Raw genomic sequence first — 20,727 nt, forward strand, 5'->3', positions numbered from 1 at the left:
TGCGACAACGGGGGTGGACATGCGGATGCCGGGAGCCGGCCGAGCGGCCGGGGCGGTGCGGGCCGTGCCCGCGCGGCCGGCCGCGGTGCGAAGGCGCCTGGGCGCGCTGTGGTCGTGGACGCGGCGCACCCTGCGCACGCGGCGCGGACAGCGGCGGGCCGTGCAGACGCTGATGCTGGGGTGTGTGCTCACGCTGCTGCCGTCCACATGGATGCATGCCGCCGCGGCCGGGCGGGTCGGCGATGTGGCGGGGGCGCCGAAGACACCGGTGGCCGTGGTGTTCGGGGCCGGGCTGTGGAAGGGCGAGCCCTCGCCGTATCTGGCGCACCGGCTCGACTCGGCGGCGGAGTTGTACCGTTCCGGGCAGGTCGAGGTCCTGCTCGTCACCGGGGACAACAGCCGGGTGGAGTACGACGAACCGGATGCCATGCGGCGCTATCTGACCGAGCACGGGGTGCCCGACCGGCGGATCGTGAGCGACTATGCGGGGTTCGACACCTGGGACTCCTGTGTCCGCGCGAAGAAGATCTTCGGGGTGGACCGGGCCGTGCTGATCAGCCAGGGCTTCCACATCCGCCGGGCGGTGGCGCTGTGCGAGAAGGCGGGGATCGACTCGTACGGCGTCGGGGTGGCCGAGCCGCACGACGCGACCTGGTACTTCGGGGGCGTACGGGAGCTGCTCGCGTCGGGGAAGGGGGCGAGCGACGCAATGCTCGGACGGGACCCGAAGTTCCTCGGGGAGCGGGAGGACGGGGTGCGCAAGGCGCTGGCCGGCCCGCGCTGAGAGGCGAGGCAGGGCAGGCAACCGGCAGCGCGCCCACGCGAGGATGAGCAGGCAACCGGCAGCGCGCCCACGCGAGGATGAGCAGGCAACCGGCAGCGCGCCCACGCGAGGAAAGCGGGTCAACCGCCCATGAGTGCCCGCACCGTGGGCCCGGCGGTCCAGCCGCCGTCGACCGCGAGTTCCGCGCCCGTCATGTACGCCGCCGCGTCCGAGAGCAGGAAGGTCACCGCCCCCGCGATCTCCTCCGGGACGCCGACGCGGCCCATCGGGGTGCCCGGGTAGCCACCATCGCCGGGCTTGATGCCCAGGCCGGAGGTCATCGGGGTGTAGGTCATGCCGGGGTGGACGGAGTTGACGCGGATCCTCGCCTCGGCGAGTTCCACGGCGGCGATCTTCGTCAGACCGCGGACACCCCACTTCGACGCACCGTAACCGGCGGTCCGGGGCAGCCCGGTGAGGCCGGCGGCCGAGGAGATGTTCACGACGGAGCCGCCGCCGTTCTCGCGCAGGACGGGTATCGCGGTCCGCAGGCCGAGGAACACCCCGGTCAGGTTGATCTCGATCACCTGGCGGAAGTGCTCCACCGTCTCGTGCTCCAGAAGCTCACCGGTGGCGATGCCCGCGTTGTTGACGAGTCCGTGGACGGGCCCGAACTCCGTCCGCGCCGTGGCGAACGCCCCCTGCCAGTCCGCCTCGCACGTCACGTCGTGCCGCAAGAAGCGCGCGGCCTCCCCGAGCGCGGCCGCGGTCTCGGCTCCCTCCTTCTCCAGCACGTCGGTGATCAGGACCTTCCCGCCGCCTTCCACGATCGCCCGGGCGGTCGCGGCGCCCAGCCCCCTCGCGCCGCCGGTGACGATCACTGTCCTGCCGCTCAGCTCTGCGGGCATGGGCTTCCCTCCGGATTCCACGGTCGGCGCCGCGTACCGGCACCGCTCAACCGGCCTTCCCTATATGACTGTTAGGCATATAGGGAAGGCCGGGCCAGTGTGCCAGGGGCCGCCGCGGATGTCAGCGCCCCGCACGAGAACTCCCATCGCCCCTCACCACCGCACCCCCACCCCGCTGAGCCCGCCGTACCCGGCGCGTAACGCGCATGGGTATGGGGTGTAACACCAGGCACGCACGCTGGGCGTATGGCGAAACTCGTACCGTCCGGCACCTCCGGTCCGACCCTCACGCACTGCCCGTACTGCGCACTCCAGTGCGGTATGGGGCTGTCCGTGACGGACGGGCGGGTGGAAGTCGTGGAGCGGGCCGAGTTCCCCGTCAACCGGGGAGCCCTGTGCGGCAAGGGGCAGACCGCGCCCGCCCTGCTCGACCGGGCCGCGCGGCTGACCGAGCCGCTGGTCAGGGATCCGGAGACGGGCCGCCTCGCCCCCGCGAGCTGGGACCACGCGCTCGGCCTGATCGCCGGGCGGCTGCAGGGGACCAGGGACGCGCACGGAGCCGACGCGGTCGCGGTGTTCGGCGGCGGCGGGCTGACCAACGAGAAGGCGTACACGCTCGGGAAGTTCGCGCGGGTCGTGCTCGGCACCTCGCAGATCGACTACAACGGGCGCTTCTGCATGTCGTCGGCCGCGGCCGCGGGACGCAAGGCGTTCGGGATCGACCGCGGCCTTCCGTTCCCGCTGGCGGACATTCCGCGTACGGGTTGTGTGATCCTCGTCGGTTCGAACCTCGCCGAGACCATGCCGCCGGCCCTGCGGTACTTCACGGAGCTGAAGGAGAACGGCGGCACCCTGATCGTCATCGATCCGCGCCGCACCAAGACCGCCGAGCAGGCCGATCTGCATCTGGCCCCGCGCCCGGGCACGGATCTCGCGCTGGCCCTCGGGATGCTGCATCTGGTGGTGACGCAGGGCCGTACCGACGAGGCGTTCATCGCCGAGCGCACCACCGGCTGGGAGGGCGCGCGGGCCGCGGTGATGGCGCACTGGCCCGAGCTGGTCGAGCGGATCACCGGGGTGCCGGTGCCCCAACTGCGGCGCGCGGTCGAGATGTTCTGCGAGCCGGAGAACGCGATGGTGCTCACCGCGCGCGGACCCGAGCAGCAGGCCAAGGGCACGGACACGGTCGGTGCCTGGATCAATCTGTGCCTGGCGACCGGGCGCGCGGGCCGTCCGCTGTCCGGATACGGGTGTCTCACGGGCCAGGGGAACGGGCAGGGCGGACGCGAACACGGCCAGAAGGCCGACCAGTTGCCGGGCTACCGCGATCTCGCCGACCCTGCGGCCCGCGCCCATGTGGCCGAGGTCTGGGGCGTGGACCCCGACTCGCTGCCCGCGCCGGGGCGCAGCGCGTACGAGCTGCTCGACGCGCTCGGCGGCGACATCAAGTCCCTGCTCCTGATGGCCTCCAACCCGGTCGTGTCCGCGCCGCGCGCCGCACATGTCGAGGAGCGGCTGCGGTCGCTCGACTTCCTCGCCGTGGCCGATGTGGTGCTCTCCGAGACGGCGGAGCTCGCGGACGTGGTGCTGCCGGTGACGCAGTGGGCCGAGGAGACGGGCACGCTCACCAATCTGGAGGGCCGCGTCCTGCTGCGGCAGCGTGCGGTGACGGCGCCTTCGGGGGTACGCAGCGATCTCGACGTACTGAGTGAACTCGCGGCGCGGCTCGGGGTGGAGAAGGGGTTCCCGACCGATCCCGAAGAGGTCTTCGAGGAGCTGCGCCGGGCGAGCGCTGGCGGCGCGGCGGACTACTCGGGCATCACCTACCGGCGGCTCGTCGAGGAGGACGGGGTGTTCTGGCCCTGCCCGGAGAACGGCGAGTCCGCCGCGGCCGACGGCCCGACGGGTTCGGGCGCCGGGCCCGCGGCTTCCGCCCTCGGCACGTCGGCCGACGGCCCCGCGAACTCGGCGGAAAGCCCCACGGGTTCAGGCGCCGGTGCCGTCTCGGGGGGCGGCACCGGCCCGGAGTCCGCGAGCGGGGACGCCCGGCACCCGGGGCCCGCGCAGCTGCCGGCCGGCCGGCACTCCGGCACTCCCTCGGGCCCGCACCCCGGCACTCCCCGCCTGTTCCTCGACCGGTTCGCCACCCCCGACGGCCGGGCCCGCTTCGCGCCGGTGACCCACCGGCCGGCCGCCGAGGAGACGGACGCCGAGTATCCGGTGGTCCTGACGACCGGCCGGGTGCTCGCCCAGTACCAGTCGGGCGCCCAGACCCGCCGCGTACCGGAGCTGAACGCGGCCGCACCGGGCCCGTTCGTGCAGCTCCATCCGCGGCTCGCAGACCGGATCGGGGTCGGTGAGGGCGACCCCGTCTCGGTGGTGTCGCGCCGGGGCAGGGCCGTGGCCCCGGCGCGGATCACCACCGCGATACGGGCGGACACGGTGTTCATGCCGTTCCACTGGGCGGGCGAGGGCCGGGCCAACACGCTCACGCACCCGGCGCTCGATCCGACCTCCCGTATGCCGGAGTTCAAGGTGTGCGCCGTACGCCTGGAAGCAGCCGGGCAGTCGGCGGAAGCAGCCGCACGACCGGCCGAAGCGGCCACGCCGTCGACGGAAGGCCTCAACTCCCCGCCCGCGTAAGCCAGTCCCCGCCCGGCAGCACCCGCCCGCCGGCCCGCAGCCGGGCCGCCACCGCGGGTGCCGCCACGTACACCCAGGCGTCCACCGGTCCCGTGGCCGTCTCGACCGTACGGGCGATGCGTTCGTAGTCGTTGTGCGGGTCACCCGGGACGTAGTCCTCCAACCGGTCGAGCAGCGCCAGGAGTTGGGCGTACTCCCCCGGCGCGGGCCGCACGACCTCGCCGTGGACGGTGCCCGCGCCCTCGACCGCGTACGGATAGCCGGGCCCCTCGTACAGGTCCGCCCCCACCCAGCGGGCGGGCTCCGCGGCGACGGTCCGGCCCGCCAGGAACCGCCGGTGGTTGTACTCGCCCGGCCGCAGCGTCCCGTACACGAAGAACGGCAGCACCCCGCCGTCCGGTCTCACTGGGTCGTCTCGCGGCGGACCCAGTCCAGGTACGCCGCGCTGCCGGCCGCGACCGGGGTCGCGATGATCTCCGGTGTCTCGTAGTCGTGCGCCTCCTGGAGCCACTCCTGAAGCAGCGGGTAGCGCTCCGCGGTGGTCTTGAACAGGATCTGCCACTCCTCGGCCGTCTCGGTCTTCCCCTCCCAGCGGTAGACCGACGTGACCGGCGCGGAGATCTGCGCACAGGCCGCGAGCCGCGCGTCGACCGCGCCGCGCGCGAGCAGCTGGGCCTTGAGCGCCGCGTCCGTCGTGGTCAGCACGGTCCACACACCGGAGCCCGTGGACGCCTCCGTCATGTCCTCCCCTTTGCCGGTCATGCCCTCCCTCTTGCCTGCAGCGCCGTCCCCCGTGCTCGCACCCGTCGTACCCGTACCCGTGCCCATTGCCACGTCCACGCCTTCCCTTCCGCAGCCGAGTTGCCCTGGAGATCCAGGCCGAAAGTCCCTATTTGCCGCCATACGTCATAACTGGCCCCGACTGTTACATAACGGGCGGGTTTTCGTGATGCACGCCCCCTACCGTTCCATTGTGGTGGCCGACCCCTCGCCGAATCCCCGGCATTCCCCCTGGTCGGCCACCACCCCCGCGCCGGCCCCCCACGTCCGCGCGCACTCCGCCCGACCGGCCCCTCGTTCGGCCCGGACCCCCGCTCGCCCAGGACCCACCCTCCGATCTGGACCACCGCATGAACCGCCTGTCCCGACGCACCGTGCCGACAGCACTGGCCGCAGCCGCCCTGGCCGCCGTGCTGCTCGGGGGCTGCGGGAACCAGAACGGTCTCGCCGAGGGCACCCGCGCACCCGACGTATCCGAGCAGCCGCACCCGCGGGCGATCTGGCCGGCCTGGTCGGAGTCGCTGCCGAACGCGCTGGGCGACGGCGTCGCGGGGCAGGAGCCGCCGCCCGCGCTCAAGCGGCTCACCGTGCCGAAGGGCGGCTTCGCCGAGGTCGATGTGCGCGACGTGCTGCGCGCGGACCCGGACATGCGCGGATACGCGCGGCTGCGGGACATCTCGGGGCCCGGCCGCTCCGGCATCCGGCCGCCGCGGCTCGTCGACCTCACCGGGGACGGGCACGACGAACTCGTCGTCGCCGTCGACACCTCCTCCGGCCGCACCGTCGTCGCGGTCTACACGGCGCGCGACGGCAAGGCCTACCGCATCCTCAAGTCGGGCGGACAGCGCCTGTGCGTGGAGGCGGTCGGCAGCGATCTGCTGCTCCGCACCCCGAGGAACGGCGGCGAGAACGCCGTGCGCTACCACTGGAACGGTGTGCTGCTCGCGGCGCTCAGCGACACCACCACCTACCCGCGGACCAGCGGCTCCGCCACCCAACGGCCGCGCCCCGGCCACACGGAATCCTGCCCGGCGGACAACAGCGCGGACGGGGGCGCCCCGTGACGGACCGCATGCGCGCCCGGCTCAACGGACTCGGTCTGCGCTGGAAGATCGCCGCACTGCTCGCCTCCGGCTGCGCCCTGGTGGCGCTCGCGATCGGCGGTCTGATCCACCACGCCCGGTACGAACAGGTCGCCGACCAGGCGCGCACCAACGCGACCGCCGAGCTGGTGCGCGTACGGAAGGTGTACGTGGCGACCGGCAGCGTCGACCACGAGGACTCGGCCGCCGCGATCGACTCGCCCGCCCTGCCGGCTCCGCTGCGGGCGGCCGCCCTCGCGAAGCGGCGGACGACCTATCTGCGCCTCGACGGGGACCATCCGGCGGTCTGGGCGGCGCGGCCGATCGGCGAGAAGTCGGTGCTCTCGGTGAAGCTCCCGCTGGACGACGCGCGGGACGAACTCCACGAGCTGGACAACCAGTTGATCGCCTGGGGCACGGTGGTCGTGGCCCTGGCCGCGCTCGGCGGCGCCGCGGTGGCCAGCCGGGTGAGCCGCGATCTGCGCACCGCGGCGGCCACCGCGCGCAAGATCAGCGAAGGCGATCTGGACGCCAGGATCAACCACCCCCGCCCTCCCCGTACGAAGGACGAGGTGGCCGAACTGGCCTGCGCCGTGGACACGATGGCCACGACACTGCAGCAGCGTCTGGAGGCCGAGCAGCGGTTCACCGCGGATGTCGCCCACGAACTGCGCACCCCGCTGACCGGACTGCAGACGGCCGCCGAGCTCCTGCCGCCGGGACGGCCCACCGAGCTGGTGCGCAACCGGGTCGCCGCGCTGCGCACCCTCACCGAGGACCTGCTCGAAGTGGCCCGGCTCGACGCGCGGATCGAACAGCCCGACCTGGAGGTGCACCCGCTCGGCAAGCTGGTGGCGGGGATCATCCAACGGGCCGGATACAAGGCCGAGTTCACCGGGGACATGGACGCGCTCGTACGGACCGACGCGCGCCGCCTGGAGCGCATCCTCGCCAATCTGATCGTGAACGCCCGCCGCCACGGCTCCGCCCCGGTCGAGATCCTGGTGGCGGGCACCTGTGTGACCGTGCGCGACCATGGCCCAGGCTTCCCCGAGCATCTGCTCGCCGAGGGTCCGCAGCGCTTCCTGACCGGCGCGAAGGAGCGCGGCCAGGGCACGGGCCTCGGCCTGACCATCGCGCTCGGCCAGGCCGAAGTGATCGGCGCCCGGGTCGAGTTGGGCAACGCGGACGACGGCGGCGCACTGGCCACCGTCGTCCTGCCCGCAGCGGACACCTGCTAGTACGGGCGCACCGCCTTGGCCTCCCGCAGCGCGAGCGCCCACCACATCAGACGGTCGAGCAGCAGCTTCGCCGCGGCGTCGCACTCGGCCGGATCGCGGTGGCCGCCCTGCGCGTCGAAGTGGCCGAAGGCGTTGTGGAAGGAGACGGTGTCGCGGACGGTGACGGCGTGCAGCTCCGCGAAGACCGTGCGCAGCTGCTCCACCGCGCGCAGACCGCCCGAGACACCCCCGTACGAGACGAAGCCGACGAGCTTGGCCTGCCACTCGGTGAAGTGCCAGTCGATGAGGTTCTTCAGGGCGGCCGGGAACGAGTGGTTGTACTCGGGCGTGAGCACCACGAACGCTTCGGCAGCGGCGAGTTTCGGGGTCACGGCCGCGAGCTGTGCGCGCACCTCGGCGGAGGGCTGATGGGACAGGGCGGTGGGCAGATCGTGCTCGGCCAGGTCCACGATCTCGACGTCGAGGTCGGCGCGCTCGCGGACATGGGCGAGGAACCAGTCGGCGATCACGGGCCCGAAGCGGCCGTGCCGGTTGGAGCCGATCACCACGGCGAGCTTCACCGGGGAGCGGTCGGCGGGGGCGGACAGGGCTGTCGGTTCAGCAACGGTTGTCATGCGGTTCAGGCTCATACTTAAACCAAGGTTGAAGTCAAGCTAGCCTGGCGACATGACCGCACTCGCCTGGGACGCCACCGAAGCCACCGTCGGAGAACTGGCCGCACGCAGCGGAGTCGCGCCCTCCGCACTGCGGTTCTACGAACGCGAGGGCCTGATCACCTCCCGCCGCACCACCGGCAACCAGCGCCGCTACAGCCGCGACACCCTGCGCCGCGTCGCCTTCATCCGTACATCGCAGAAGCTGGGCATCCCGCTCGCGACCATCCGCGAGGTGCTCGGCCTGCTGCCCGAGGACCGCACCCCGACCCGCGAGGACTGGGCACGGATCTCGGAGTGCTGGCGCGAGGACCTGGACCAGCGGATCCGCACGCTGCAGCGGCTGCGGGACAACCTGACGGACTGCATCGGCTGCGGCTGCCTGTCCATCGACCGGTGCCGCCTGTCGAATCCGTACGACGAACTCGGCAGCCACGGGCCGGGACCGCGCCGCCTGATCGAGGAGGACCCGGCCTGCGCGCCGGAATGCGTGCCGGACCCCGTGCCGGCCGGGGGCTGACTCCTTCGCGGTCCCTGGGGGCTGGCTCCTTCGCGGTCCCCGGGGGCTGACTCCTTCGCGCGGTATGTCTACCGTTCCTCCATGACCCCACTCCCCTTGCTCCGTGTCGAGATCGACGGCCGTCCGGCGGACGCCGAGTCCCTGCTGCACCCGGCGACCACCGCGTACGGGCACTTCACCGCGATGCAGGTGCGCGGCGGCGCGACCCGGGGTCTCGCCCTGCATCTGGAACGGCTGCGGAAGGCGACGGACGAGCTGTGGGGGCAGGAGCTCAACGGCGAGCGGGTGCGCGGGCTGATCCGGCACGCGCTCGGCGACACGTACCCGGACGCCTCCGTACGTGTCTATGTGCACTGTCCCGAGATCACCCCGACCGTCATGGTGACCGTGCGCGGACCGCAGCGGATGTCCGGCGCCGAGCAGGCCCTGCAGTCCGTCGCGTACCGGCGTCCTGCCGCGCACATCAAGCACCTCGGCGGGTTCGGGCAGGGCTACTACGGGCAGCGGGCGCGAGCGGCGGGGTTCGACGACGCGCTGCTCGTGGAGGACGACGGCACGGTCCTCGAAGGCGCCGTCACCAACATCGGTTTCCTCGACGACACCGGTGTCGTCTGGCCCGCCGGGCCCTCCCTCGACGGCATCACACTGCAGCTGCTCGAGCCGCGGCTCGCCGGCGCCGGGCTGCCCTCGCGCCGCGCGCGGATCACCCTCGACGGCCTCGGCGCCTTCCGCGCGGCGTTCGTCACCAACTCGCAGGGCGTCGCGCCCGTCGGCCGGATCGACGACACCGTCTTCCCCGTCGACGAGAAGCTGATGGAGCGACTCCACGAGATCGACGCGGCCGTCCCCTGGGACACGGTGTGACCATCTGGGCACGGCCCCCGTGGGACACGGTGTGACCGCCTGAGCACGGCCCCTGTGAGCCGCGTCACCCGTTCACAGGCGCGGCGGCCAACTCGTCCGAGGCCGTACGCGTACGGCGATGACCTGCTGGAACTTACGGGGCACCGGGCCGAATACCGCCGCAACCGCCGGATGATCGACAGGCGTACGGCGCCGACTGGCACTTACCTCGGAAGCGAGGGCGCGACCGAGACGGCGGCACAGGGGGTGCCGCGGGCCGCGCGCCGCCGGAGGAAGCCCCATGCGCATCGCCGCCACCCGTCTGCTCGCAGCATCCGCACTCGCCCTGTCGGCCGGCCTCGCGGCGGCACCGGCAGTCGCGGACAGCACGGGCACCGGATCGCTCGAGCTGTACCCGACGAGCGTCACCCCGGGCGGAACGGTCACGGCGAACACCCCGTCCTGCGGCACCAGCGGCACCGCGGCCGGTGACGCGAGCGCCGTCGGCGCCGGCGGCTTCCGGCTGCAGCCCACCACCCACGCCCAGGACGCGGTGGGCAAGTTCACCGTGCCGAACTCGGCCTCGCCCGGCACGTATGCGATCCGGGCGAAGTGCGCGGGCGGCGCGGAGGTGTCGGGCGATCTGATCGTCACGCTCACCGCTCCGAGCAAGCAGCAGGTCGCACCGAAGGGGCATGTGAAGACGGGGGTCGGCGGCGCACTCGGCCCCGACCCCGTGCAGACCGCGGCGGGAGTGGCGGCCCTGGCCGTCGCCGCCGCGGGCGGTACCTGGCTCCTGCATCGCCGGGCGAGAGGCGACGGGATCTGACGGACACCCTCCGCTGTCCACCGGTACCGCCGTCCCCGCCCCCTCCTCCGACGTGACCGCACGCGGCGGCGGAGGGGGACGAGGGGTCCGGCCAGGGCTGTGTTCTGTGGATCGGGCCGCGCGGTCGCGGCCCACGAACCCTCTGAGGGGGCACGATGGCGTACGACTCAGGCTCCGGTACGGATGACGTCGCGGCCCCTGCCGGACGGAAGGACGCCGGGCAACGCGGCCTGCGGCGCTCGCTGAATGTCGCGATAGCCGCGGTGACCGTGCTCGCGCTCGGCTGCGGGGTGTGGCTGCTCCAGCACGGCACCGCGAGCTCCCCGCCGCCGCAGCCGTCGGCGGCCCAGGCGGGCGGTGACGGTCCCGGCGACGGTGCCGGTCCGGCCTCCGGAGACGCGGGTGCGCCCGCTCTGCCGCCCTCGCCGCCGACCCGGATAACCATCCCGTCGATCAAGGTCGACGCCCCGCTCACCGGCCTCGGTCTCATGAAGGACGGAAGCCTCGAAGTGCCGCCCGCCGCACGGCGCGACCTGGCCGGCTGGTACGAGTCGGGCACGACGCCCGGCGACCGCGGCACCGCGATCGTGGCCGGGCACGTGGACAACGCCGAGGGCCCCTCGGTCTTCTACGCACTCGGCGCGCTGCAGAAGGGCCAGCGCATCGAGGTCCGCCGCACCGACGGCCGCACCGCCGTGTTCACGGTCGACGCGGTCGAGGTCTACGACAGCCGCGCCTTCCCCGACGACAAGGTGTACAGGGCGGCCAAGCGCCCCGAGCTGCGGGTGATCACGTGCGGGGGCGGCTACTCGAAGAAGACCGGGTATCTGGGGAATGTGGTGGTCTTCGCGCATCTGACGGGGGTGGTGTGAGGGGCCGGCCTGCCCGGGCTACTTGACCCACTGTTCGTACGCCATCGTCGCCACGAGCGCGAACACCACCACGAGCAGCACGATCCGTACGAAGCCGCTGCCCTTCTTGAGGGCGGTGTGGGCGCCGATGGTGCCGCCGGCGAGGTTGAACACGGCCATCAGGGCGGCCAGTTGCCACAGGACCACGCCCTGCCAGGCGAAGATCCCGAGCGCGCCCGCGTTGGTGCAGACGTTGGCGATCTTCGCGGTGGCCGAGGCCCGCACCAGGTCGAGGCCGAGTACGGCGGTCAGGGCGAGGACCAGGAACGTGCCGGTGCCGGGTCCGATGAGCCCGTCGTAGAAACCGATGCCGAGACCGGCGATCCCGATCGCCGCCCAGATCTGGCGACGGGTGGCCGGTCCGGGGGCGGGCGCGGAGCCGAAGGACGGCTTGAAGATGACGAACGCGGCCACACCGAGCAGCACCACCATGATGACGGGCTTGAGCACCTCGGTACTCATGCCGGCCGCGAGCACGGCACCGCCCATCGAACCGGTGAGCGCCGCGAGTCCGATCCGTATCGCCGTACGGACGTCGATCGGTGTCTTGCGGACATAGGTGACGGCCGCACCGGTCGTCCCCACGATCGCCACGGCCTTGTTGGTGCCGAGCGCGGTCGTCGCGTGGGTACCGGCGGGAAGCCCGACAAGCAGAGCGGGGATCAGCAGCAGCCCCCCGCCTCCGACCACCGCATCGATCCATCCTGCCGCCGCGGCGGCGAGGCAGAGCAGGACGATGACGGTCAGGGGTATGTCGGGCATGATCGCGACCCTAAGTCACGGGGTAGGTGTGCCGTCCATGGAATTGGCCGCGCTTGAGCGACATCTGAGCTTCGGGATCTGAGCTTCGGGATCTGAGCTTCGGGATCTGAGCTTCGGGGCGCGCCCCCCTTCTCAGCCCGCGAGCGCCGCGATGATCTGACGGGTGGTCTGCGCGGCGACACGAGGGCTGACGGCGGCGTACGTGGTGTACGCGTTGAGTCCGGTGGCCAGGGCCCAGCCGCGGCCTCGCAGCCAAGTGGCCTCGTCCACGCCGAGTTCCGTACGGAAAACCGCGCGGCTCTCGGCGGACAGCAGCGTGAACGCGATCATCAGGTCACAGGCCGGGTCGCCGACACCGAGCCCGCCGAAGTCGATGACCGCGCCGAGACGGCCGTCGGCGGTCAGCAGGTTGCCGGTGTGGAAGTCGCCGTGGAACCACACCGGCGGGCCCTGCCGGCCGGGAGCGGCCAGCGCGGCGTCCCAGAGCCCGGTCATCGCGGCGGCGTCAAAGGTGCCGGCGGTCCGGGCGATCGCGGCACGCGTGTCCCGGTCCCTGGCAAAGAGCGGCTCGCCGGAGAGATCCCCGTCGGCTCCCTCGGTGGTGAACTGCTGCAGGGCGGTGAGGAATCGGGCCAGTCCGGTGGCGGCCTCGACCGAGTCGCCCAGCTGCTCCACGGTCGCGGGCTCGCCGTCCAGCCAGCGGGCCACCGCCCACGGCCAGGGGTAGCCGAGATCCGGTGCGCCCACCGCGACCGGCGTGGGGACGGGCAGCGGGAGGTGGTCCGCGAGCAGCGGCAGCCAGCGGAACTCCTTCTCCGCCTGGCCGATGGCGCCGGCGTGCCGCGGCAGACGTACGGACAGCTTGTCGCCGAGGCGATGGATCACGTGGTCGGAGCCGGCCGCGTCGAGGAGAGTGAGAGGCAGGGCGGACCACTGCGGGAACTGGGTGTCGAGCAGTTGCCGGACCAGTGCCGTGGTGATCTCAGGGGCGCTTCCGAAGGTCGTTTCGGTGGTGCTCCCGAAGGTCGTTTCGGTGGTGCTCCCGGGGGTCGTTTCGGTGGTGCTCCCGGGGGCCGTTTCGGGAGTGCTCCCAGGGGTCGTGTCTGGGGTGCTCCCAGGGGTCGTGTCTGGGGTGCTCCCGGTACGGATGTCCGTACGGTCGGTGCCGGTCAACTGCAGCTCCTGGTAAGCGGGTTGCCGAGAGTACCGCCTCAGGGCGCGGCCTGTGGGTGGGCCGGGGCGGTGGGGAGGCGGTCGGGGGCCGGTGGGGCGGCGGGGTCGATCGAGAGGGTGAGCAAGGTGGCCGCCAGGGCGCTGGCGCCGGCGAGCGAGGCGGCGAACTTGCGGCGGGCCTGGTGGGTGGGGCCGGGGGCGGGCTTGCGGTGGCGGGCCATGGGGTGGCTTCCGTTCTTGGGGTGAGGGGTGAGGGGTGAGGGGTGAGGGGTGAGGGGTGAGGGGTGAGGGGTGAGGCAGGGAGGGAACGGGGCAAGGAGGGAGGCGGGGAGGGGAGCGAGGCGGGAAGGGGAGCGAGGCGGGAAGCGGCTTGCGCGGCGGGAAGCGGCTTGCGCAGCGCGGGTGTTGTCAGTGGGCGCCGATAGGGTTGGAAGGGCTCGGCCCCCAGGGAGGGCGGGGTCTGTCCGGGGAGCTAGAACGTGAAGTTCTCGGCGTGGATGTGCTCCTCCGGCACCCCGGCCCGCACCAGCGCGGCCGTCGCCGCCTCCGCCATCCGCGGTGGGCCGCAGAGGTAGACGTCGTGTTCGGCGAGGTCGGGCACGAGGTTGCGCAGCGCCTGCGGGGCGAGCGGGTCGAAGGACGCGTCGGACGGGCCGAGGAGGTAGTGGAGCGCCGCCTGCCGGGTCGCCGCTATGGCTTCCAGTTCCTCGCGCAGAACCAACTGGGCCGCGTTGTTGGCCCGGTAGAGCAGCGTCACCTCGCCGGGACCGCCGGGGAGCGTCTCGAAGAGGGCGCGCATCGGCGTGATGCCGACCCCGCCCGCGAGCAGCAGTACCTTGCGGCGCGTACGGCGGTGCGCGGTGAGCGCGCCGAACGGTCCGGTGGCCAGGACCCTCGTACCGGGACGCAGCCGACGCATCCGGCGGGTGTGGTTCCCGGCGGCCTTCACGGTGATGCGCAGGGTGTTCTCGCGTACGGGAGCCGAGAGCGAGAAGGGCAGCGCGGTGTGCCAGAGCCTGCGCTGCAGGAACCGCCAGCGGAAGAACTGCCCCGGCTCGGCCCGCAGTTCGTCGAGCCCCTCCCCCTGGATCATCACCGAGACGACCTCGGGGCCCTCCCGGCGTACCTCCGTGACCCGCAGCGCGTGCCGCAGCGCCTGCCGTACGGGGACGACGAGCCGGTACCAGAAGAGCAGCGCGGCGACCGTGGTGTGCAGCAGCGTCCACGTCCATACGGCGAGCATGCTGCCCGCGATCTCGGGCCCTGCGAGCTGGTGGGCGAAGGCGAGCGCGGCGGCGAGATAGGTGAGCAGGTGCAGGGCGCGCCAGGTCTCGTGCGCGACGCGGCGGCGCACAGCGCGGGCGGAGGTTACGGCCACGGCGATGAGCAGTCCGGTACCGAGGGTGGCGGCGGCGAGGGCCGGGTAGCCGAGCAGTTCGCCGCCGGCGGTCAGGAGGTCGGTGCCGCGGTGCACGGCGTATCCGCACAGTGCGAGCACGGTGTGCCCGACGCACAGGCCGATCACCCAGCGTCCGCCCCACGCGTGCCAGCGGGCGAGCCGGTCGGCGCCGACACCGTGCTCCACGGCGGGGACGCGGGCCATGAGGAAGAGCATGACGAGCACGCCGTATCCCGCGAGCAGCCCGCTGAGATGGGCCCCGGTCGCGAACAGCGCGTCGAGCCGCGCGGAGGGGTGCACCTGCACGGCCCACAGCGCGGTGACGGCTGCGGCGCCGGCGAGGAGGCTGCTGCGGAGACGGGCGGGGGAGATACGGAGGGGGGCGGCGGGGGTGACCGCGCGGGCCGGGGTGACCGAGCCGGGCTCGGTGACCGAACGGGGCCGCTCCCCCGCCTCCTCCGTATGCCCGAGCAACACCCTCAGCCCATGCGCCACCACACTCCCCACGGCACGCGTCCGCGGAACGCGCGGCGGCACGGCAGACCGCAGCGGCTCGGCAGGTCGAGGCCGTCCGGGGGGACGCGGCGGTCCGGCGGGACGCAGTGGCACACCCGCCCCCGCGCCGCCCGGCCGCGGCCCCGCCGCCTCGGTCTGCTCGAGATACGCGGCGAGGGCGGGGTACTTGGCCAGCCCCGGTCCCTGCGCCACGTCCCCGAACGGCGCGTCCCCAACTGCAGCATCAGTACTCACGGCGCCTGAACATAGGCCTTCCGGGCCCGACAAATCACCTGGTCAGAGCCGCATCGGTGATCCTTAAGGTTGCTTTGAGGATCGGCTCAAGGCCGGTTAAGAACCAACCGGTCGGCAGCGGCTATTCGCCGCTGAACGGCTCGAAGCCGATGTAGTCGAGAGGGCATTCGTCGCTGCGTCCCAGCCAGGGCAGGCCCTCGGTCGTGAAGCGGCCGCGCAGCCACTCCAGCAGGGTCTCGGTCAGGTCGCTCTCGAGCGGCGGGCCCTGGTCGGCATGGCGCGGTACGACGATCAGCCGCCAGTCGTCCGGAGTGGCACCTTCGGTGAGCCAGCACAGCTGGTCGCCGTCGATGGAATCGGCGAAGGGCAGGAAGCCCCCGGGCTCGGGCCAGACGGCGAGCGGGTGGTACTGCGGGAAGTCGGCGCGGTGACTTCGGTAGGTATCCGAGTACCACTCGGCCCAGGGCGCGAGCGCGTACTGGTCATCACCGAGCGGGGTGTGGAAGCGCAGCCAGCCGGCCCAGGTTCCGGCCCCGTACTGCTCCATGAGCCGCACATACGCGCCGGGCAGCCGCGTTCCCAGCCGCTCGTGCAGCCACTCCCAGCCATGCTTCCCGAGCGCGGGTGACTCGGGCGGGGGAACGAGTGCGGTCAGCGCCTCGAGCCCACTGCCTTCGGTGAGCGCCGAACGCTGCCGGGCAGTGGGCTCCGGTCGCCGTGGCGGCGGTGTCCACGCGGTCGGCTCCAGATCCGTCAGCAGGGCGCTCCTGGCGACGACCGGCCGCAGGCCGTCGGCCACGAGCCGGGCCAGGGTCGGCACGAGTGGGGTGCGGAAGCGCCGCCATGGGTCGCGGCCCGCGTTCTCGTCGTCCTGACAGTGCATCACGACAGGCCACTGGTCGGGGTCGTCGGATGCCGTGGTGTCCCAGAACAGGGTGTCCGCGGTACGGGTGGCGCCGAAGGGAAGGACCCCTGGGGCGGCACGCCGGGTCTGCTCCACCCAGTTCCCGTAGTCGAACCACCCGCGGTGGGCACACGGCATGTGCAGCCAGAGCCATTCGCCGATGTCGAGCGGGCCGTACGCTGCGGCGATGGTCTTGTAGTCGCCGGGCAGGCGGGTCCCCAGCCAGGTCTCGACCGCTGCCCAGTCGACCGGTACGGCGAAGCCGGCCGGCGGTTCGCCGAAGATCCCGGCGAATGCATCGAGGTGTTCATGCGAAGCGCTCACGGGCCTATCGACCGCTCCCAGGGCCGAATGGTTGCCCCGCATCCGCCCCGGCACCTCACACCCCCCACCCCACCCCGCTGAGCCCCCCGTTCCCAACGGGAAACCGGGGCGATCCGGTGGGGCAACACCCGCCGCGCACTCTGAGGGCATGGGACAGCGCATCGTGGTCATCGGGGCCGGCACCGCCGGGGCGCGGCTCGGTCTGCGCCTCGCCGGGAGCGACGCCGACGTCACGCTCGTCGGAGCCGAGCCGCACGCTCCGTACAACAGAGTGCTGCTCGCCGACGTGCTCGCGGGCCGCTATCCGGCAGAGGTGACGGCTCTGCCCGATGCCGGCCCCGTGGTCCAGGACCGGGTCGTCCGCATCGACCGGGAGGCGCGCAAGGTCCACCTCGCGACCGCCGCGCCTCTCCCCTACGACTCGCTCGTGCTCGCCACCGGCTCCAACCCGGTGCTGCCCGCCCTGCGCGGTCTCACCCACGGGCTGCCGGAGAACGTGCACGCCTTCCGCACCATGGACGACTGCCTCGCGCTGGACGAGGCGGTACGGGAAGGAGTACGCGCGGTCGTCATCGGCGGCGGGCTGCTGGGCGTGCTGTGTGCGCAGGCGCTCGCCGAGCGCGGCGCGCAGGTGGTGCTCGCGCAGCAGGGCGAGCACATCATGGAGCGCCAACTCGACGCGGAGGCGGCTGAGTTGGTACGTGAGCACCTCAGGCTGCGCGGCGTGGAGGTGCACACCGAGTGCCGTGTGCGCGAGGTGCGCACGCACGGCGGCCGGGCGGTCGGAGTCTCGCTCGCCGACGGTTACGCGCTCGGTGCCGATCTGATCGTGCTCGCCTGCGGGGTGCGGCCGAGCACCGTGCTGGCCCGCGAGGCCGGGCTCGAGGTCCGCGGCGGCATCGTCGTCGACGACGAGCTGCGCACCAGCGACCCCGCCGTGCATGCGATCGGCGACTGCGCCGAGCACCGCGGCCGTACGTACGGACTCGCCACGCCCGCCCTCGAACAGGCCGACGCCCTGGCCGACTTGCTGCTACACAAGGGCGGCACGTACGAGGGCACGCGTTCCCTCACCCGTCTGACCCTCAGCGACGCGGGTCAACTCCCCCTGGATCTGGCCACGTTCGGCGACCCCTCGATCCGCGAGGGCGATGACGTGATCCGGCTCACCGACGCCACCCGCCGCACGTACCGCAAGGTCGTCGTCCGTGACGACCGGCTCGTCGGCGGGGTGCTGCTCGGCGAGCTGGGCGCCGTGGGGGCGCTCGCCGAAGCCTGGGATGCCGCAGAGCCGCTGCCCCAGGACGCATCACTGCACCATCTGCTCACCCACGACGGAGGCTTCTGACATGCCGCCCACTCTTCCGGCCGCCGATCGGCCCACCCTTCTGCTCGTCGGCCACGGCATGGTCGGCCAGCGGTTCCTGGAGGCGCTCGTCGAGCGCGGTGCGACCGAGAGCCACCGTGTGGTCGTGCTGTGCGAGGAGCCGCGTGCAGCCTACGACCGCGTCCATCTGACCTCGTACTTCGAGGGCAAGAGCGCCGAGGACCTGTCCCTCACCCCGGTCGACTTCATGGCGAAGCACGGCATCGAGCTGCACCTGGGCGAGCCCGCGGAAAGCATCGACCGCGGTGCGAGGACCGTCACCACGCCGAGCGGCCGCTCCTTCGCCTACGACGTCCTGGTCCTCGCGACGGGCTCGTACCCCTTCGTGCCGCCGGTGCCGGGCAAGGACGCCGAGGGCTGCTTCGTCTACCGCACGATCGAGGACCTCGAAGCGATCGAGGCGTACGCGAAGGACTCGACGCGCGGCGCCGTCGTGGGCGGCGGGCTGCTCGGCCTGGAGGCGGCCGGTGCGCTCAAGGGGCTCGGACTGTCCACGCAGATCGTGGAGTTCGCGCCGCGGCTGATGCCCGCGCAGGTCGACGAGGGCGGTGGCGCGGCCCTCCTGAAGACCATCACGGGCATGGGCCTCGATGTGCGTACGGGCGCGGGGACGCAGGAGATCGTCACCGACGAGGCCGGCCGCGTGACCGGGATGCTCCTGACGGACGGGACCGAACTCCCCACGGATCTCGTGGTGTTCAGCGCCGGTGTGCGTCCGCGCGACCAGCTCGCCCGTGACTGCGGTCTCGATGTCGGTGAGCGCGGCGGCATCAAGGTCGACGAGGAGTGCCGTACGAGCGATGACGCCGTGTACGCGATCGGCGAGTGCGCGCAGACCGTGGACGGCAAGGTCTACGGCCTGGTCGCGCCCGGCTATGCGATGGCGGAGGCGGCGGCGGACGCGATCGCCGGGTTCCCGGGCTCGTTCACCGGTGCCGACATGTCGACGAAGCTGAAGCTGCTCGGGGTGGACGTGGCCTCGTTCGGCGACGCCCACGGCGCCACGGAGGGCTGCCTCGACGTGGTCTACGCGGACTCGCGCTCGGGCACGTACAAAAAGCTGGTCATCGACCCGGACGGGAAGCTGCTCGGCGGTGTCCTGGTCGGCGACGCGGACTCGTACGGGATGCTGCGGCCGCTGACCGGCTCGGTGCCGCCCGTCTCACCCGAGCAGCTGGTGCTCCCGGCCGGCGCGGGCGGTCCGGTGAAGCTGGGCCCGGACGCGCTGCCCGACGACGCGATCATCTGCTCCTGCCACAACGTCACGAAGGGCCAGATCTGCGCCTGCGGCACGCTGCCCGAGGTCAAGCAGTGCACCAAGGCCGGTACGGGCTGCGGGAGTTGCGTCAAGACGATCCTGCAGCTGCTTCCGCAGAGCGGCGACAAGGGGCTGTGCGGCTGCTTCGGCCACACGCGTGCGGAGCTGTACGAGATCGTCAAGGTCAAGCGGATCACCTCGTACGCGCGGCTGCTCGACGAGCACGGCCGTGAGAGCGCCCGGGGCAGCGAGGGCTGCGAGATCTGCAAGCCGACGGTGGGCTCGATCATCGCCTCGCTCGCGCCGTCGATCGGCGCGGAGGGTTATGTCCTGGCGGGCGAGCAGGCCGCGCTGCAGGACACCAACGACCACTTCCTCGCGAACATGCAGCGCAACGGCTCGTACTCGATCGTGCCGCGCATCCCCGGCGGTGAGATCACGCCCGAGAAGCTGATCGTGATCGGCGAGGTGGCGCGCGACTACGGCCTCTACACGAAGATCACGGGTGGCCAGCGCATCGACCTCTTCGGCGCGCGGGTGGACCAACTCCCCGGCATCTGGGCCAGGTTGGTGGACGCGGGCTTCGAGTCGGGCCACGCGTACGGCAAGGCGCTGCGCACGGTGAAGTCCTGTGTCGGGCAGACCTGGTGCCGTTACGGCGTGCAGGACTCGGTCCGTATGGCCATCGACCTGGAGCTGCGCTACCGGGGCCTGCGCGCGCCCCACAAGCTGAAGTCCGCGGTCTCGGGCTGTGCGCGCGAGTGCGCGGAGGCCCAGTCCAAGGACTTCGGCGTGATCGCCACGGCCAGCGGCTGGAACCTGTACGTGGGCGGCAACGGCGGTATGACCCCGCGCCACGCGGACCTGCTCGCGCAGGACCTGAGCGACACCGAACTGATCCGCCTGATCGACCGCTTCCTGATGTTCTACATCCGCACCGCCGACCGCCTGGAGCGCACGGCGAGCTGGCTGGAGCGCCTGGAGGGCGGCCTCGACCACCTGCGCGAGGTGATCGTCGAGGACTCGCTCGGGCTCTGCGACGAGCTGGAGTCCCTGATGGCCGACCATGTCGCGGGCTACAGCGACGAATGGGCCGAGACGCTGCGCGACCCCGAGCGCCTCGCGCGCTTCGTGTCCTTCGTGAACGCGCCCGGCACGCCCGACCCCACCGTCCAGTTCGTCGCCGAGCGCGACCAGATGAAGCCGGACCTCCAGGTCCTGATCCCTCTTGACGCCGAAGGAGCGCTGAGCGTCCGATGAACCTTCAACTCAGGCTGGATGAAGGCTGGTTCACCGTCTGCGCGGCCGGTGCGGTGCAGCCCGGGCGCGGGGTGGCGGCCCTGCTGCCCGACGGCCGCCATGCGGCGCTGTTCATCGACCGCACCGGCCGGGCGTACGCGATCGACAACCGCGACCCGTTCACGGGGGCCTCGGTGCTCTCGCGCGGCCTCCTCGGCTCGGCCTCCGGCCGCGCCTTCGTGGCCTCCCCGCTCCTGAAGCAGCGCTTCGACCTGGAGTCGGGCCGGTGCCTGGACGACGAGGAGATCGCCGTCCAGGCCTACGAGGTGCGGCTCGGCTGACCGCGGACGCGGGTCAG

At 72.5% G+C, this 20,727-nt stretch carries 20 protein-coding genes; 11 read left to right on the plus strand and 9 right to left on the minus strand.

Annotated features, from left to right (window positions below; genetic code table 11):
• Positions 1 to 19 precede the first annotated feature (19 nt).
• Positions 20 to 784 (plus strand): SanA/YdcF family protein, encoded by a 765-nt coding sequence (locus H9Y04_RS26665; protein ID WP_187816589.1) that lies wholly within the window; start codon positions 20 to 22, stop codon positions 782 to 784.
• Between the two features lie 119 nt (positions 785 to 903).
• Here H9Y04_RS26665 and H9Y04_RS26670 read toward each other — a convergent pair whose 3' ends face one another.
• Complete coding sequence (locus tag H9Y04_RS26670) at positions 904 to 1,671, minus strand: glucose 1-dehydrogenase (protein ID WP_187816590.1); 768 nt, start codon at positions 1,669 to 1,671, stop codon at positions 904 to 906.
• A 246-nt stretch (positions 1,672 to 1,917) separates the two neighbouring features.
• Between H9Y04_RS26670 and H9Y04_RS26675 the strand changes: the two genes are divergently transcribed.
• On the plus strand, positions 1,918 to 4,314 hold the full coding sequence (locus H9Y04_RS26675; protein ID WP_187816591.1) for a molybdopterin oxidoreductase family protein: 2,397 nt from the start codon (positions 1,918 to 1,920) through the stop codon (positions 4,312 to 4,314).
• On the opposite strand, the gene H9Y04_RS26680 is transcribed toward H9Y04_RS26675, so the two are convergent.
• Both H9Y04_RS26680 and cutA read right to left on the minus strand, forming a co-directional pair.
• Positions 4,295 to 4,720, minus strand: coding sequence for a gamma-glutamylcyclotransferase family protein (locus H9Y04_RS26680; RefSeq protein ID WP_187816592.1), 426 nt, complete (start codon positions 4,718 to 4,720; stop codon positions 4,295 to 4,297). The genes H9Y04_RS26675 and H9Y04_RS26680 overlap by 20 nt on opposite strands.
• Positions 4,717 to 5,076, minus strand: a complete 360-nt coding sequence (cutA, locus tag H9Y04_RS26685; protein WP_236071475.1) for a divalent-cation tolerance protein CutA — start codon at positions 5,074 to 5,076, stop codon at positions 4,717 to 4,719. Before cutA ends, H9Y04_RS26680 begins: the two co-directional genes overlap by 4 nt.
• A 368-nt stretch (positions 5,077 to 5,444) precedes the next feature.
• On the opposite strand from cutA, the gene H9Y04_RS26690 reads away from it, so the two are divergent.
• Together H9Y04_RS26690 and H9Y04_RS26695 are read left to right on the plus strand one after the other, a co-directional pair.
• Positions 5,445 to 6,158, plus strand: coding sequence for a hypothetical protein (locus tag H9Y04_RS26690; RefSeq protein WP_187816593.1), 714 nt, complete (start codon positions 5,445 to 5,447; stop codon positions 6,156 to 6,158).
• Positions 6,155 to 7,417: an ATP-binding protein gene (locus H9Y04_RS26695; RefSeq protein ID WP_308801114.1), complete on the plus strand. Its 1,263-nt coding sequence runs from the start codon at positions 6,155 to 6,157 to the stop codon at positions 7,415 to 7,417. Before H9Y04_RS26690 ends, H9Y04_RS26695 begins: the two co-directional genes overlap by 4 nt.
• On the opposite strand, the gene H9Y04_RS26700 is transcribed toward H9Y04_RS26695, so the two are convergent.
• A complete protein-coding gene (locus tag H9Y04_RS26700) occupies positions 7,414 to 8,031 on the minus strand; it encodes an NADPH-dependent FMN reductase (protein WP_236071477.1) in 618 nt (205 codons plus the stop codon). The two genes, H9Y04_RS26695 and H9Y04_RS26700, sit on opposite strands and share 4 nt — an antisense overlap.
• A gap of 52 nt (positions 8,032 to 8,083) precedes the next feature.
• Here H9Y04_RS26700 and soxR point away from each other — a divergent pair, with 52 nt between their 5' ends.
• The 4 genes from soxR (at position 8,084) to H9Y04_RS26720 (ending at position 11,134) form a co-directional block, all read left to right on the plus strand.
• Complete coding sequence (gene soxR, locus H9Y04_RS26705) at positions 8,084 to 8,590, plus strand: redox-sensitive transcriptional activator SoxR (protein ID WP_187816595.1); 507 nt, start codon at positions 8,084 to 8,086, stop codon at positions 8,588 to 8,590.
• Between the two features lie 81 nt (positions 8,591 to 8,671).
• The gene (locus H9Y04_RS26710) at positions 8,672 to 9,454 is read left to right on the plus strand and encodes an aminotransferase class IV (RefSeq protein WP_187816596.1); all 783 of its coding nucleotides are present in this window, start codon (positions 8,672 to 8,674) and stop codon (positions 9,452 to 9,454) included.
• Positions 9,455 to 9,734: 280 nt separating this feature from the next.
• A complete protein-coding gene (locus H9Y04_RS26715; protein WP_187816597.1) occupies positions 9,735 to 10,262 on the plus strand; it encodes a GVDTG sorting domain-containing protein in 528 nt (175 codons plus the stop codon).
• Positions 10,263 to 10,492: 230 nt separating this feature from the next.
• Positions 10,493 to 11,134, plus strand: coding sequence for a class F sortase (locus H9Y04_RS26720; protein WP_187816788.1), 642 nt, complete (start codon positions 10,493 to 10,495; stop codon positions 11,132 to 11,134).
• An 18-nt stretch (positions 11,135 to 11,152) separates the two neighbouring features.
• On the opposite strand, the gene H9Y04_RS26725 is transcribed toward H9Y04_RS26720, so the two are convergent.
• From H9Y04_RS26725 to H9Y04_RS26745, 5 genes are all read right to left on the minus strand, one after another.
• The gene (locus H9Y04_RS26725; protein WP_187816598.1) at positions 11,153 to 11,935 is read right to left on the minus strand and encodes a sulfite exporter TauE/SafE family protein; all 783 of its coding nucleotides are present in this window, start codon (positions 11,933 to 11,935) and stop codon (positions 11,153 to 11,155) included.
• A 132-nt stretch (positions 11,936 to 12,067) separates the two neighbouring features.
• The gene (locus H9Y04_RS26730) at positions 12,068 to 12,916 is read right to left on the minus strand and encodes an aminoglycoside phosphotransferase family protein (RefSeq protein WP_187816789.1); all 849 of its coding nucleotides are present in this window, start codon (positions 12,914 to 12,916) and stop codon (positions 12,068 to 12,070) included.
• Positions 12,917 to 13,146: 230 nt separating this feature from the next.
• Positions 13,147 to 13,329 (minus strand): hypothetical protein, encoded by a 183-nt coding sequence (locus tag H9Y04_RS26735; protein WP_187816599.1) that lies wholly within the window; start codon positions 13,327 to 13,329, stop codon positions 13,147 to 13,149.
• Between the two features lie 251 nt (positions 13,330 to 13,580).
• Positions 13,581 to 15,257 carry a ferredoxin reductase family protein gene (locus H9Y04_RS26740; RefSeq protein WP_308801115.1) on the minus strand — a complete coding sequence of 559 codons (1,677 nt, stop codon included), beginning with the start codon at positions 15,255 to 15,257 and terminating at the stop codon, positions 13,581 to 13,583.
• Positions 15,258 to 15,378: 121 nt separating this feature from the next.
• Positions 15,379 to 16,485: an SMI1/KNR4 family protein gene (locus H9Y04_RS26745; RefSeq protein ID WP_187816600.1), complete on the minus strand. Its 1,107-nt coding sequence runs from the start codon at positions 16,483 to 16,485 to the stop codon at positions 15,379 to 15,381.
• 148 nt (positions 16,486 to 16,633) lie between these two features.
• Between H9Y04_RS26745 and H9Y04_RS26750 the strand changes: the two genes are divergently transcribed.
• Genes H9Y04_RS26750 through nirD form a run of 3 tightly spaced genes read left to right on the plus strand, consistent with a single transcriptional unit; the run spans position 16,634 to position 20,710 of the window.
• Positions 16,634 to 17,833, plus strand: a complete 1,200-nt coding sequence (locus H9Y04_RS26750) for an NAD(P)/FAD-dependent oxidoreductase (protein WP_187816601.1) — start codon at positions 16,634 to 16,636, stop codon at positions 17,831 to 17,833.
• Position 17,834: 1 nt separating this feature from the next.
• Positions 17,835 to 20,390: a nitrite reductase large subunit NirB gene (nirB, locus tag H9Y04_RS26755; protein ID WP_187816602.1), complete on the plus strand. Its 2,556-nt coding sequence runs from the start codon at positions 17,835 to 17,837 to the stop codon at positions 20,388 to 20,390.
• Positions 20,387 to 20,710: a nitrite reductase small subunit NirD gene (nirD, locus tag H9Y04_RS26760; RefSeq protein ID WP_187816603.1), complete on the plus strand. Its 324-nt coding sequence runs from the start codon at positions 20,387 to 20,389 to the stop codon at positions 20,708 to 20,710. The genes nirB and nirD overlap by 4 nt, the downstream gene beginning before the upstream one ends.
• Positions 20,711 to 20,727 lie beyond the last annotated feature (17 nt).

This window comes from Streptomyces polyasparticus, assembly GCF_014493765.1.
Lineage (GTDB): Bacteria > Actinomycetota > Actinomycetes > Streptomycetales > Streptomycetaceae > Streptomyces > Streptomyces polyasparticus.

Bases quoted from the DNA above. Each gene is read 5' to 3' on its own strand.
- H9Y04_RS26715 (WP_187816597.1), top strand. From the start codon at position 9,735: ATGCGCATCGCCGCCACCCGTCTGCTCGCAGCATCCGCACTCGCCCTG.
- H9Y04_RS26690 (WP_187816593.1), top strand. From the start codon at position 5,445: ATGAACCGCCTGTCCCGACGCACCGTGCCGACAGCACTGGCCGCAGCC.
- H9Y04_RS26710 (WP_187816596.1), top strand. From the start codon at position 8,672: ATGACCCCACTCCCCTTGCTCCGTGTCGAGATCGACGGCCGTCCGGCG.
- nirB (WP_187816602.1), top strand. From the start codon at position 17,835: ATGCCGCCCACTCTTCCGGCCGCCGATCGGCCCACCCTTCTGCTCGTC.
- H9Y04_RS26665 (WP_187816589.1), top strand. From the start codon at position 20: ATGCGGATGCCGGGAGCCGGCCGAGCGGCCGGGGCGGTGCGGGCCGTG.
- H9Y04_RS26725 (WP_187816598.1), bottom strand. From the start codon at position 11,935: ATGCCCGACATACCCCTGACCGTCATCGTCCTGCTCTGCCTCGCCGCC.
- nirD (WP_187816603.1), top strand. From the start codon at position 20,387: ATGAACCTTCAACTCAGGCTGGATGAAGGCTGGTTCACCGTCTGCGCG.
- H9Y04_RS26700 (WP_236071477.1), bottom strand. From the start codon at position 8,031: ATGACAACCGTTGCTGAACCGACAGCCCTGTCCGCCCCCGCCGACCGC.
- H9Y04_RS26675 (WP_187816591.1), top strand. From the start codon at position 1,918: ATGGCGAAACTCGTACCGTCCGGCACCTCCGGTCCGACCCTCACGCAC.
- H9Y04_RS26735 (WP_187816599.1), bottom strand. From the start codon at position 13,329: ATGGCCCGCCACCGCAAGCCCGCCCCCGGCCCCACCCACCAGGCCCGC.
- soxR (WP_187816595.1), top strand. From the start codon at position 8,084: ATGACCGCACTCGCCTGGGACGCCACCGAAGCCACCGTCGGAGAACTG.
- H9Y04_RS26670 (WP_187816590.1), bottom strand. From the start codon at position 1,671: ATGCCCGCAGAGCTGAGCGGCAGGACAGTGATCGTCACCGGCGGCGCG.
- cutA (WP_236071475.1), bottom strand. From the start codon at position 5,076: ATGACCGGCAAAGGGGAGGACATGACGGAGGCGTCCACGGGCTCCGGT.
- H9Y04_RS26750 (WP_187816601.1), top strand. From the start codon at position 16,634: ATGGGACAGCGCATCGTGGTCATCGGGGCCGGCACCGCCGGGGCGCGG.